Source organism: Enterobacter sp. CRENT-193 (assembly GCF_002787395.1).
Taxonomy (GTDB): domain Bacteria; phylum Pseudomonadota; class Gammaproteobacteria; order Enterobacterales; family Enterobacteriaceae; genus Enterobacter; species Enterobacter hormaechei_C.
This window is the reverse complement of record NZ_CP024812.1, coordinates 3,437,365-3,450,380: the sequence shown is the minus strand read 5'-3', so window position 1 is coordinate 3,450,380 and position 13,016 is coordinate 3,437,365. Positions and strand designations below refer to the sequence as shown.

The following is a 13,016-nucleotide window of genomic DNA, read 5'->3' as shown; positions in this document are numbered from 1 at the left end:
CGGGAGGCACCCGGCACCACACATACGTTAAAGCTTGTATCTCGCTGAATTTATTATGGATGGTGTATGAAGTTGGGCTTTTTGGCTGGAGCAGTGCTGGCAACCTGGTTGTCTTTAACCTACCCGACGCAAATGAGAGCTGTTTTTGAACAACTGGTTACGATAGTGCAGCAAATCACGCAGCCTTCATCAGAGTCTCATTCTGATATGGTCACACCGGAACAGTCATATCCTTGATTGTTATATTTACGGTGAACGTTACCCGTCTTAATAGTTAACCTGTGCTTATTTTTCTGATGGGCTTGTTATTGGCCGGGCAGAGGTTACCGCCGCCCGGCCTGACGGTCTTAAACGATCGCGTTAGGGCACGCTTCGCCCTTATCAAGCTGCTGTAAATTCCCCAGCGTGGTTTCCGATATACTAATCAGCGCTTCGGCGGTCAGAAACGCCTGGTGGCCGGTGAACAACACGTTGTGGCAGGCCGACAGGCGACGGAACACGTCATCCTGAATCACGTCGTTAGATTTATCCTCAAAGAACAGGTCGCGTTCGTTCTCATACACATCCATACCCAACGCGCCAATTTTTTGCGTTTTCAGCGCTTCGATAGCGGCCTGAGAGTCGATCAGTCCACCGCGGCTGGTATTGATGATCATCACGCCGTCTTTCATCTGGTCGAACGCCGACTGGTTAAGCAGGTGATAGTTTTCCGGGGTCAACGGACAGTGCAGGGAGATAACATCAGACTGCGAGAAGAGCGTTTTCAGATCGACATACTCCACGCCCAGCTCCAGCGCAGCGGCGCTAGGGTACGGATCAAACGCCAGCAGACGCATGCCAAATCCTTTCAGGATGCGAAGGGCGGCCACACCAATTTTGCCGGTACCAATCACGCCTGCGGTTTTACCATACATGGTAAAGCCGGTCAGCCCTTCCAGAGAGAAGTTAGCATCACGGGTACGCTGATAGGCACGGTGAATACGACGGTTGAGCGACATCATCATCCCGACGGCATGTTCAGCCACGGCTTCCGGAGAATAGGCTGGGACGCGAACGACCTTCAGACCCAGCTCTTTGGCGGCATCGAGATCGACGTTGTTAAAGCCTGCGCAGCGCAGGGCAATGTATTTCACGCCCTGTTTTTTCAACTCTTCCAGCACCGGTCGGCTACCGTCGTCGTTAACGAAGATACACACGCCTTCGCAGCCGTGAGCGGTTTTAGCCGTCTTTTCTGTCAGCAGAAAGTCGAAAAATTCAAGATCGAAACCGTACGTCTCGTTAACATGTTGCAGATACTTTTTGTCGTACTGCTTTGTGCTATATACCGCGAGTTTCATAAGACTTTCTCCAGTGATTTTGGAACCACGTTAGCATGTTTAAAATTATCTTACAATTTTTCAAAATTCATTGAAATCAATAAGTTCTATGAATTATTGTAGAGCATCTACTCTTAAAAATGGCATTACCTTCAACTGACTGGCTAAACATGCGACAATGAGCGGCAAGAACGGCTTATTTTTTTCGCAAAATCAGGATATTAACTGCCCATGAAGGGTAAATACAAAGCCGCAATCGCGCTATTACTGCTGCTATTACTCGTGCCGCTGACGCTGCTGATGACGCTCGCCCAGTGGGTACCCACGCTCGCCGGGATCTGGCTCCCTGTTGGAACGCGCATCGCGTTTGAAGAAAGCCCACGGCTCACGCGCCACGCCCTGATCATCCCCGATCTCCGCTATCTGGTAGAAGAGTGCGAAATTGCCCGTGTGGAAAACGTGACCCTGTCACACCCCAGCCGTTGGGATCTGGATATTGGCGCACTTGAACTTAATTCTGTCTGCCTGAGCAAATTACCGCAGTCAGCGTCCTCAACGGTGGCGCCGAAAACGCTGGCGCAGTGGCAGGCCATCCTGCCCAACACCTGGCTGACCATCCACCGCTTTACCCTTTCTCCCTGGCAGCAGTGGGAGGGTGAGCTGCATGCTTCACTCACGCCAGCCCGCCAGGACATCACTTATAACGGCGAGCAGGTGAGCATTAAGGGGCAGTTGCGCGGCCAGACGCTCTCCATCAGCCAGTTCGATGTGCAACTGCCGGATCAGCCGCAGCCCGTGAAGCTGATCGGTGAATTTACCCTGCCGTTGGTACCGGACGGCGTGCCGGTGAAAGGGCATACGGTCGCGACCTTTAACGTGCCACAGTTATCCTCGCTGGTCGATGCCGATCTGGACTGGGAGGACAATCAGGGCCAGCTGGTGGTCATGGCGCGGGACAACCCCGATCCACTGCTCGATTTACCGTGGCAGATCACCGCTCAGCAGTTAACCGTCAGCGACGGACGCTGGAACTGGTCAGCCTCCGGTATGCCGATGAGCGGTCGCGTCGGGCTGAAAGTGGATAACTGGCAGCAGGGGCTAGAGAAAGCCACCTTCACAGGGCGGCTCAATGTGCTGACCCAGGGGGATGCGGGGAAGGGCAACGCGGTGCTGAATATCGGTCCCGGCTCGCTCAGTATGGAAAACAGCGCTATGCCGCTGCACCTGAGCGGGGAAGCCAAGCAAAACGATCTGATCCTGTATGCCAGACTCCCGGCGAAGCTGACCGGCAGCCTTTACGATCCGCAGCTTACGTTTGAACCCGGCGCATTATTGCGCTCGCGCGGGCGCATCATCGACTCGCTGGATATCGATGAGATCCGCTGGCCGCTGGCAGGCGTGAAGCTCACGCAGAAGGGCGTGGACGGCCGCCTGCAAGCCATTCTGCGGGCGCATGAAAACGAGATGGGCGATTTTGAGCTGCATCTGGACGGCCAGGCTAACGACTTTTTACCGGACAACGGTTTGTGGCAGTGGCGCTACTGGGGTAAAGGGAATTTCACGCCGATGAATGCGCGCTGGGATGTCCGGGGAACCGGGGAGTGGCGCGACAACGTTATCGAACTGACCGATCTTTCCACGGGGGTCGACAAATTGCAGTACGGTACGATGCTGGTCAGCAAGCCGCGCCTGGTGCTGGATCACCCGGTGCGCTGGTCGCGGGACCCGGATAACCCCACCTTTAGCGGCGCGCTCGCGCTCAATGCCGGGCAAACAAGCTTCTCGGGCGGAAGCGTGCTGCCGCCGTCCGTTTTGACCTTCAGCGTTGACGGGACAGACCCGACGGTGTTCCAGTTTAAAGGGAACCTGCATGCGGACGACATCGGCCCGGTCCAGGTGAATGGACGCTGGGATGGCGAACGCCTTCGCGGTCAGGCCTGGTGGCCAAAACAGTCTCTTACGGTGTTCCAGCCGCTGATCCCGCCAGACTGGAAACTGACCCTGCGCGGCGGCGAAATGTACGCACAGGTGGCTTTCTCAGCGGCCTCCGATCAGGGGTTTGAGGCCGGGGGGCACGGGGTGCTGAAAGCGGGCAGCGCGTGGATGCCGGATAACGAAATCAACGGCGTTGATTTTGTTCTGCCGTTCCGCTTAAGCCAGGGTACCTGGTCGCTGGGCACGCGCGGGCCGGTAACGTTACGAATCGACGAGGTGAAAAACCTGGTCACAGCCCGAAATATCACCGCGGATCTCCAGGGCGATTATCCCTGGACCGAAGCGAACCCGCTCCTTCTCACCAACGTGAAGGTGGAAGCGCTCGGCGGGAAAATCACCATGCAGCAGTTGAGAATGCCGCAGCACGATCCGGCTTTACTACGCGTAGATAATATTTCCTCGAGCGAACTGATAAGCGCGGTGAATCCGAAGCAGTTTGCCATGTCCGGCCCGGTGAGCGGCGCGCTGCCGTTCTGGCTGGACAATGAAAAATGGATCATTAAAGATGGCTGGCTGACCAACCCGGGGCCGATGACGCTGCGCATCGACCAGGACACGGCGGATGCCATTGTGAAAGACAACGTGGTTGCCGGGGCGGCGATCAACTGGCTCCGCTATATGGAAATTTCGCAGTCGTGGACAAAACTCAATGTGGATAATCTGGGCGTGTTAACCATGCAGGCGGCCATTAAAGGCACCAGCCGCGTCGAGGGCAAAAGCAGTTTCGTAAACCTGAATTACACCCATGAAGAGAACATTTTTACCCTCTGGCGCAGCCTGCGCTTTGGGGACAATCTGCAAACATGGTTTGAGCAACATGCGGCGATACCCCTTCTCCGCGGTTCGACAGGCAAGGAAAGTGAGGAACAACAATGAAAAAGAGGGCTGGTGTACTCACCGTGGCCGTCGTCGCGCTGCTGTCAGGCTGTACGCCGCGCATTGAAGTGGCGGCGCCCAAAGAGCCGATCACTATCAACATGAACGTGAAAATTGAGCATGAAATCCATATCAAGGTGGATAAAGACGTTGAAGCCCTGCTGAAATCCCGCAGCGATCTGTTCTGAGGATGCCATGAAACGATTAGCTCTGATGTTACTGGCGCTGGGGATGAACGTTCACGCCGCCACGCTTACGCTCAACGATGCACGTGCCCAGGGGCGCGTAGGGGAAACCCTGAGCGGCTATCTTGCGCCCGTTCAGCACGACGCTGAAACCCTGGCGCTGGTGAGCCGTATCAACGCTGCACGCACGGAAAGTTACCAGCAGTTAGCTGACAGCAATAATTTGCCCGTCGACGAGGTGGCGAAAATGGCGGGACAAAAGCTGGTGGCGCGCGCCCAGCCGGGTGAATACGTGAAGGGGATTAACGGCAAGTGGCTAAAAAAGTAACTAGCGGTAACGCTTACGGTATTCGCCCGGCGAAACCCCGAAACGCTGCTTAAAGGCGGTGGAAAAATGGCTATGGTCGGTAAAGCCCCAGCTGTAGCCAATGCCCGCCAGCTTTTCGTCATCGCTGATGGAACGCAGCGCCTGAGCGCATAAATCGAGGCGACGGTTCTTAATATACTGCGCCACCACCAGCCCTTTCCCGGCAAACATGCGGTACAAGCTCCGCACGGACATGCCGCTCTCTGAGGCTATCCACTCCGGTCTTAACGCCTCCGACTGAATATGATTATCAATCAGGGACAGAACGTGGCGGAACTGACGCTCCTTGCGCGGCAGCACCTCGTGTTGCTGCTGGAAGGCCGGACGCAGCAGACACACCATCGCCTCCAGCGCCGCTTCGCTTTCACTGGCGCTGAGATCGGCATTGCCCATGCTCTCCTGTAACAGTCGGTAGCTCAGCTGTACGGTAGGCAGACTGCGGGAGAGGGGCAGCGCGCACCTCACTTCCTGAAAACGCGCGTGTTGCTCAATGATTTGTCGCGGGAGCAGCAGCGAAATCTGGCGGGAACGCTCCTGCCAGTAAATGGAGCACGGGCGGGAGGCGTCAATCAGCGTGATATCCCCGGCTTTCAGCATCGCGCGCTGGTTGTCCTGTTCGATTCCGGCGCTGCCTTCCAGCTGAAACACGGTGTAGAACCAGGCGTCGTTGCCGTTTTTGATCTCCTGACGGGTGCGAAAAAGGTTAACGCCTGCGGCGGTCACCGTGCTCAGCTTCAGACTTTGGGTATAGCTGGTTTCCAGTTCGCCGAGAAACGCCCCCTCTAACGGACGTGCCGCAAAGCGCCCACAAACCTGGTTAATTTGCGCCAGCCACTGCTGAAAATTGTCCTGTTCGCTTGCACACGCCATTGATGTTCTCGCTGCACCGTCACTGTTTTCGCATTGTTGCATTTATGTTGCATTTTGTCAGGGCTACGAGGCTGACTATAGGAAAGAACACTCAACGGTTACAGCGATATAAGCGGGAATTATCACGATTTGCGGAGCCTGTCACAGCTGACAAAGCGAATGTCACACAGACAAAAGCAGGAATGCGATTCCCCTCTTAGACTGCATACACACCCTGCGAAGCATAACGAAGGAGTATCCTATGTCCGAATCACACGTCGCCATCCTGCCAGGCGTGCAGCAGTTTTTAGATCGCCAGCACGGCCTGTGGATTGAAGGGCGTCAGGCGGCATCCGACAGCGAAAAGCGTCTGAACGTCTACAACCCGGCGACCGGAGAGGTTATTGCCTCCACCGCCGATGCCAGCGTCGATGATGTCGATCGTGCGGTGATGTCTGGCTGGCGCGCCTTTGTCGCCAGAAGCTGGGCAGGGCGTCTGCCGGCAGAGCGGGAACGCATCCTGCTGCGGTTTGCCGATTTGGTGGAACAGCATGGCGAAGAGCTGGCACAGCTCGAAACCCTGGAGCAGGGGAAATCCATTAACATCTCCCGCGCCTTCGAGGTGGGATGCACCCTGAACTGGATGCGCTACACGGCAGGGCTGACCACCAAAATTGCCGGTAAAACCCTCGATCTCTCGATTCCACTGCCGCAGGGCGCGCGTTATCAGGCGTGGACGCGTAAAGAGCCTGTGGGAGTCGTGGCGGGGATTGTGCCGTGGAACTTCCCGCTGATGATTGGCATGTGGAAAGTAATGCCCGCGCTGGCGGCAGGTTGCTCCATCGTGATCAAACCCTCGGAAACCACGCCGCTCACCCTGTTACGGGTGGCGGAACTGGCGAGCGAGGCGGGGATCCCGGATGGCGTGTTCAACGTGGTGACCGGTAGTGGCGCCGTCTGTGGCGCGGCGCTAACCTCGCACCCGCGCATTGCCAAAGTAAGCTTTACCGGTTCGACGGCGACGGGCAAGCAGATTGCCCGCGTGGCTGCGGATACGCTAACGGGCGTGACGCTGGAGCTGGGCGGCAAAAACCCGGCCATCGTGCTGAAAGACGCCGATCCGGCGTGGGTAATTGAAGGGCTGATGACCGGCAGCTTCCTGAATCAGGGGCAGGTCTGCGCGGCCAGCTCGCGTATTTATATTGAGGCTCCGCTGTTCGACACGCTGGTCAGCGGCTTTGAACAGGCCGTGAAATCTCTGAGCGTCGGGCCGGGCATGTCGCCGGATGCGTTTATCAACCCGCTGGTGTCGCGCGCCCATTGCGATAAGGTTCAGGCGTTCCTGGATGAGGCGAAGGCGCACAATGCGGAGCTGATCGCCGGGAACCGGGGGCCAGACGGCAAAGGCTATTACGTTTCGCCAACGCTGGTGGTCAACCCGGATAATCATCTGCGACTGACGCGTGAAGAGGTCTTCGGGCCGGTGGTGAACCTGGTTCGTGTGGACGACGGGGAAGAGGCGCTTCAGCTGGCGAACGACACTGAATACGGCTTAACGGCCAGCGTCTGGACGCAGAATATCAGTAAAGCGCTAGCGTATACCGACAGGTTACAGGCAGGAACCGTGTGGGTGAACAGCCACACGCTGATAGACGCCAACCTGCCGTTCGGCGGCATGAAGCAGTCTGGCACCGGGCGCGATTTCGGCCCCGACTGGCTGGATGGCTGGTGTGAAACCAAGTCGGTGTGTGTGCGGTATTAATAAAACGCCGGGTAAGGCGAAGCCGGCACCCGGCATTATTTAACGCGACCACCTATCCCGCCCGGACTCCTTCGCCCGATACAACGCTGCATCGGCGCGGGCGATGATTTCCGGGCCGGCCAGTCCTGGGGTATAGCCGGCAATGCCCATACTCACCGTCACACATTCACTCACCTTCGACGCGCTGTGCGCAATGGCTGCGGTGCGCAGGCCAGCCTGGATCCGCGCGGCGACTTTCTCAGCAACGCTTTCTTCACAGTCAAAGAGGATCACGACGAACTCCTCACCACCGTAGCGCGAAACCACATCCTCTGGCGTGCGCACAGAGGTGTTCAGCACCTCTGCCACCCTCGCGAGACACGCGTCTCCTGCCTGGTGACCATAGGTGTCGTTATACAGTTTGAAGTAATCGACATCCAGCATCAGCACCGCGAAGCGTTTGCCTTGCTCCACGGCGTTTTCCAGCACCAGCTCCATCGCCCGCCGGTTGGCCGTTTTCGTCAGCGGATCCTGATGGGCCAGCGCATCCAGCCGCGAAATTAAACGCTGATTCTGCTGGTTGCGACGCCACGCCTCTTCAAACCAACTCAACAGGATATAGCGCCCGCACACGAGAATGAAGGTGAACACCACCCACAGCCCGGCGAAGCGATAATTAATTTCCTGATTCAGCAGCATGCTGGCAACGGGCAGGCTTATCCATAGCGGAACGGTGAAGCAGAGCAGTGCCACCGGGTGAAAATAGAGCGCGGTCATACCGGCCATCAGCAGGGTAACGAATATAGGCCAGGGATGCGGAAGATGTAACACGTTGATAAACCAGTAACAACTTATCGACCACAGCAGACTGCACATAAACAAAACGACGCTGACGCCGCGGATGTGGCGCCAGGCCATGATCACCAGCGCCACGGAAAGGATCACCACGCCTAGCATGGAGGCGTCTATCATCTGCCGCAGAGGCGGGCTGATGTGCAGGAGGGCATCGATATGGCCGAACAGCGAATTGCGCAGCAGGACCATAAGGGCAAAGCTGGCATTCACAAAGGCGAGCCACGGCAGGTTCACGGCCAGCCCGTGAACAACCATTGATTTACGGGTAGGCCATGTCGCGGGTTCGGGTGTGGCTGGATGTCTTTTTTCCATTGAAGAGAATTTTCCTTGAGCGGGCGGAACCTCCGCCCGCGAGTGCTGCCTTTACGGGGTCACAATGTTAAACCAGAATTCAAATTTATCCATGTAACCGAGCATGGCATCGAGTTTTGCGGCATCGCCGGTCACTTTGATATCGCCATTATCCTGCGCCTGTTTAAGCGTCACTTCTTTCAGGATGATTTTATTCAGCGTATCGCGGTTGAGGGTCACGGTCGCGTCAGCGTCTTTCGCTTCGGCGTTCGCCGTGTGGTTCAGCACGCCATTTTCCAGTTCCAGCTTGTATTTACCGCCCTCGCTGCCGAGGTCGATGTTAAACACCGATTTTGCATCCGCCGCTTTTTCACCGTTAATGTGCACCGCCAGATAGTCAAAGAACATTTCTGGCGTCATCGCGCGCACGGTGTCCGGGCTGGCGGTGTTCGGGGTCGGTCCTTTCACCACGCCGTTACGCAGCTCCTGGGCGCCGGTCAGGTAGAAGTTACGCCACGGGCCTGATTCAGCCTGATAACCCAGCTGCTCCAGCGCATCCGCTTCCAGGTTTCGCGCGGCCTGATTATTTGGATAGGCAAAGACCACTTTGCTGACCACCTGAGCCACCCAGCGGTAGTTCCCCTGGTCAAAGTCGGTTTTCGCTTTGCTCAGGATGGCATCCGCGCCTCCCATATACTCCACAAATTTCTTCGCGGCTTCTTCAGGCGGCAGTTCATCCAGGGTCGCGGGGTTGCCGTCAAACCAGCCTAAATAGAGCACGTAGGTGGCTTTGACGTCATGGCTGACTGAACCGTAATAGCCTCGGTTGGCCCAGGTATTGGCCAGGGAGTTCGGCAGCTTGAAGTTGGCGGCGATCTCGTCACGCGTCAGCCCTTCATTCGCCATGCGCAGGGTCTGGTCGTTAATGTAGCGATACAGGTCGCGCTGGCTTTTCAGCAGGTTAACCACATTCTCGTTGCCCCAGGTCGGCCAGTGGTGCTGCGCCATGATAACTTCGGCCTTATCACCCCAGCGTACAATTGCCTGGTTGATGTATTTCGACCATGGCAGCGGTTCACGAATTTTCGCACCGCGCAGGGAGTAGGTGTTGTGAAGGGTATGGGTGACATCTTCCGCAGACTCGATCAGCTTTTTCTCTTCGATATACCAGAGCATCTCAGAAGGCGCTTCCGATCCCGGCGCGAGCATAAAATCATAGGTCAGGCCGTCGATCACCTCTTTCTGACCATCTTTCTCGATGATATTGGTCGGTGCGATCAGGGTCACCGTCCCGGCGGAGGTGGTGGTGCCGAGACCCGCGCCGACCTGGCCCTTCGCATCCGGCTTCAGCAGGTTGCCGTACATATAGCTGGCGCGGCGGCTCATGACGTTACCCGCCATGATATTCTCCGCGACGGCGGCCTCCATAAATCCGGCGGGCGCGTAGACTTTCACCTTGCCGGACTTCACATCTGCTTCATCCACCACGCCGCGCACGCCGCCATAGTGGTCAACGTGGCTGTGGGTGTAAATAACGGCGACCACAGGCTTGTTACCGCGATTTTTATAGTAAAGATCCATCCCGACTTTGGCCGTTTCTGCCGACACCAGCGGGTCGACCACGGTAATGCCTTCTTTACCTTCAATAATAGTCATGTTTGACAGGTCGAGGTTACGGATCTGGTTGACGCCTTCGGTCACTTCAAACAGACCGCTGATGTTGATCAGCTGGGACTGACGCCATAAGCTCGGGTTAACCGAGTCGGGCGCCTTATCGCCTTCTTTGATAAAAGCGTACTGCTGAGGATCCCAGACGGTGTTGCCTTGCTCCCCTTTGATAATTTCCTGAGGCAGCGGGGCAATAAACCCTTTGTGGGCGTTGGTAAAATCGGTGTTATCGGAGAAAGGAAGCTGGTTGAAGAGTGCGTTGTTGGCCTGTTGCGTTGCTGCGCTGGCATCCTTAGGTGCTTCTGCGGCCCAGGCGGAACTGGTAGAAATAAAACATCCCGCCAGCGCGAGCCTCCTGACGATCTCATTGATTCTCATCCTAAAACCTCTCAGTAAACTGTGACGTTGTTTGTGGAGACTTCGAATCCTGGTGAAAGTGTGTCAAGAAATGCAAAAGGATTAAGCGAGGTAACAATAACTATAATCGGGGAGAGTAATTCAGCAAGTAAGCGGATGAAAAACCGGGCATTACGCCCGGTCGGTGGGTTATTTCTGCTCTTTTTTCTTGCCGAGCGTTGGCGTCTCGTCAAAGAAATTCCACGGCTTGAGCAACGTGTGCACCCATTCCGTCGGCATTATTGGCCACTCCTCGGCACGGGCGACATGGGTGGTGCCGGTGGTCATCCAGATGACGTTATCCTGGTCGTTCAGCGACTCGTTATCTTTGCTGTACTGGCCGAGGCCGGTATCGTGCGTGGAACGGTTCGGGTATTTTCCCTCCGGGTACATCTCGTCGGGATGGTAACGCGTTACCCACAGTTGTTTATCCATAAAGCTCAGGCGGTGATAAATCCACTCGTCCGGGGCAAACTTCGCGCCGGACGCTACCGGGTGTGTACCGCCCGCGTAAGGGATGATCTGATATGAGACCGGGTTGCCCATGCGGTTCTCTTTGCTGGTATTGCTCAGCAGGCGGATGGTGCCCGGGTCAAACTTCTGCGCCGCCTGCTGTTCGGTATCAATATCATACTGATTAACCTGCATGGTGCTGGTGCGCGGTCCGCCAGCGGTGTTCGGTTTGACGTCGGGATCCATGGCCACCAGCTTGTTGTTGATGCCGTCCACGTCCATATCCAGACGGAAGTTGTAGATGTGCTGGTGGGTGGTACCGACAATATTATGGTCGATTAGCGTTCCGTATCGGGTGTCATCCTTCGCGGTGGCATCATGCATGGTTTTCGTCTGCACGCCTTTCACCGCTTCAATGCCCGTGGCCCCTGCATCAATGCCGATAGTGCCGTTTTCGTGGAATACCCAGTCGAAGATGTAATCGTAGTTACCCACGGTGCTGACCCAGCGCACCACCAGCTCGCGGCGTTCGGTGCTGACGTTGGGTTTTCCTAATTCCTGATGCTTATATTCCGGCCCGGCGTAACGCTCGAAAATGGCGATCGCCCGGGGGATCTCCATTGGCGCGCCGGTGTAATCCGGGATGGTTTCGTTGAGCATCACGGCGTTAGACGGAACATCCTTGCCGCGCACCAGCGGGGAGGTCAGGGTACCCATGCCGTAATCGCCGGAGTCCAGGTAGGCTTTAAAGTACCAGCCGATATCCGGGTCGCCGTACGGCACAATCATGCCGCCGAGCGACCCCTGATACATCACCTGTCGCTTTTTGCCGTTGTCGTTATAGGTCACGGTGGAGATTATCGGGCCGACGCGTGAGTCCAGGCTCAGATGAAAATCCCAGTTCTGCCAGTGCACCCTATCCCCGGTGATGGTGTAGTTCTTGCCTTCCGGCTCGATAATCTCCAGCGGTTTTTTCACCGTTTCAACGCGGTCACGGCCATCATAAGGGCGCGGCGTGAGCGGCACCGGCACGACCGGGCCTTCCTCAATCTTCTGGATTTTCTTCTGCTCGAGATCCACCACCGCAACCAGGTTTTCGATCGGGTGCGCCCAGTAGTTACCGTCGCCCACGTCGAGATAGCTGATCACTTTCAGCAGGCGGTCTTCCTGTTTCAGCCCATCCTTGCGGTCAAAAAAGCCGACGGTAAGCGGGGTGGTGATCACTTTCTTCGGGTCGGTAATGCCGCGCTTTTTCAGCACGGCGGCAAACTCCGGGCTTTCATTGATGATCTGCTGCACGGTATTGAAGTCATCCAGCAGCACCATGCCGTGCGCGTCTTTGATCGGCTCACAGCGGAGGATCTTTTTCTCCTTCAGATCCACCCGGCTTTCGATGATGTGTTTACCATCAAGCATGATGATATTGGCCTGGCGGGGCGCATCCACCGCCGTGCCGTTAAGCACAAAGTCCCAGACTTTGGCCTTTTCTGGCTCCGCCAGCGCAATCTGGGTAAAGCGGGTATTGGGTTTAAAATCCGCTGAGGCTTTCACGATTGCTACGGCCTGGTTGATTTCATCAGCCGTCAGCGCGTTTAACGGGTGGGGGCTTTTTTCAACCTGGAATGTCTGATCAAGACCGGACTGAAAGACATCGTTGATAAAGGTCTCCGGGATAAACGCCTTATTGTTCTTCATCACCACGGGCACCTGGAGCGTCAGCGGTTTGCCGTTAACGATGGCGGTATTTGCGCCGGGTTTGACCTTCACAAAGGCACCGTCTTTGACGATGGTGAACATCTGGGCGTAATCATCCCACTGCACGTCCGCGCCAAACGCCTGAAGCGTTTTGTCCATCGGGACCATATGCGCCTCGCTGCCGTGAGCGTAAACAGGGGATTGCCAGGCGCAACAGAGCGCAACGGCCATGGCCAGTGCCGTTCTACGGGCAGAAAAAGAAGAATTGCTTCCCATCGCAGACCTCATCTTGTTGTGTTTATTGTGTTGTGTCAGCGTTATCCTGACAG

The 13,016-nt window shown here is 56.4% G+C and carries 9 protein-coding genes; 4 read left to right on the top strand and 5 right to left on the bottom strand.

The window, feature by feature from the left end; translation table 11 throughout:
* Positions 1-347 precede the first annotated feature (347 nt).
* The gene (locus tag CU081_RS17090) at positions 348-1,337 is read right to left on the bottom strand and encodes a 2-hydroxyacid dehydrogenase (RefSeq protein ID WP_003857375.1); all 990 of its coding nucleotides are present in this window, start codon (positions 1,335-1,337) and stop codon (positions 348-350) included.
* A 210-nt stretch (positions 1,338-1,547) separates the two neighbouring features.
* Between CU081_RS17090 and CU081_RS17085 the strand changes: the two genes are divergently transcribed.
* From CU081_RS17085 to CU081_RS17075, 3 genes are read left to right on the top strand one after another with little or no spacing between them, the layout of a single operon-like run.
* Positions 1,548-4,187: a YdbH family protein gene (locus CU081_RS17085; protein ID WP_022651143.1), complete on the top strand. Its 2,640-nt coding sequence runs from the start codon at positions 1,548-1,550 to the stop codon at positions 4,185-4,187.
* Complete coding sequence (locus CU081_RS17080) at positions 4,184-4,375, top strand: YnbE family lipoprotein (protein WP_003857369.1); 192 nt, start codon at positions 4,184-4,186, stop codon at positions 4,373-4,375. Before CU081_RS17085 ends, CU081_RS17080 begins: the two co-directional genes overlap by 4 nt.
* A 7-nt stretch (positions 4,376-4,382) precedes the next feature.
* Complete coding sequence (locus tag CU081_RS17075; protein WP_022651144.1) at positions 4,383-4,700, top strand: YdbL family protein; 318 nt, start codon at positions 4,383-4,385, stop codon at positions 4,698-4,700.
* Here CU081_RS17075 and feaR read toward each other — a convergent pair whose 3' ends face one another.
* Positions 4,701-5,609 (bottom strand): transcriptional regulator FeaR, encoded by a 909-nt coding sequence (gene feaR, locus CU081_RS17070; protein ID WP_022651145.1) that lies wholly within the window; start codon positions 5,607-5,609, stop codon positions 4,701-4,703.
* Positions 5,610-5,850: 241 nt separating this feature from the next.
* Between feaR and CU081_RS17065 the strand changes: the two genes are divergently transcribed.
* Positions 5,851-7,350 (top strand): aldehyde dehydrogenase family protein, encoded by a 1,500-nt coding sequence (locus CU081_RS17065; protein ID WP_022651146.1) that lies wholly within the window; start codon positions 5,851-5,853, stop codon positions 7,348-7,350.
* Positions 7,351-7,389: 39 nt separating this feature from the next.
* On the opposite strand, the gene CU081_RS17060 is transcribed toward CU081_RS17065, so the two are convergent.
* The 3 genes from CU081_RS17060 to tynA all read right to left on the bottom strand — a co-directional run bounded on the left by CU081_RS17060 (position 7,390) and on the right by tynA (position 12,963).
* On the bottom strand, positions 7,390-8,496 hold the full coding sequence (locus tag CU081_RS17060) for a GGDEF domain-containing protein (protein ID WP_022651147.1): 1,107 nt from the start codon (positions 8,494-8,496) through the stop codon (positions 7,390-7,392).
* Between the two features lie 51 nt (positions 8,497-8,547).
* Complete coding sequence (locus CU081_RS17055; RefSeq protein ID WP_022651148.1) at positions 8,548-10,521, bottom strand: alkyl/aryl-sulfatase; 1,974 nt, start codon at positions 10,519-10,521, stop codon at positions 8,548-8,550.
* A gap of 168 nt (positions 10,522-10,689) precedes the next feature.
* Entirely contained in the window at positions 10,690-12,963 is a 2,274-nt protein-coding gene (tynA, locus tag CU081_RS17050) for a primary-amine oxidase (RefSeq protein WP_058647462.1), read from the bottom strand.
* Positions 12,964-13,016 lie beyond the last annotated feature (53 nt).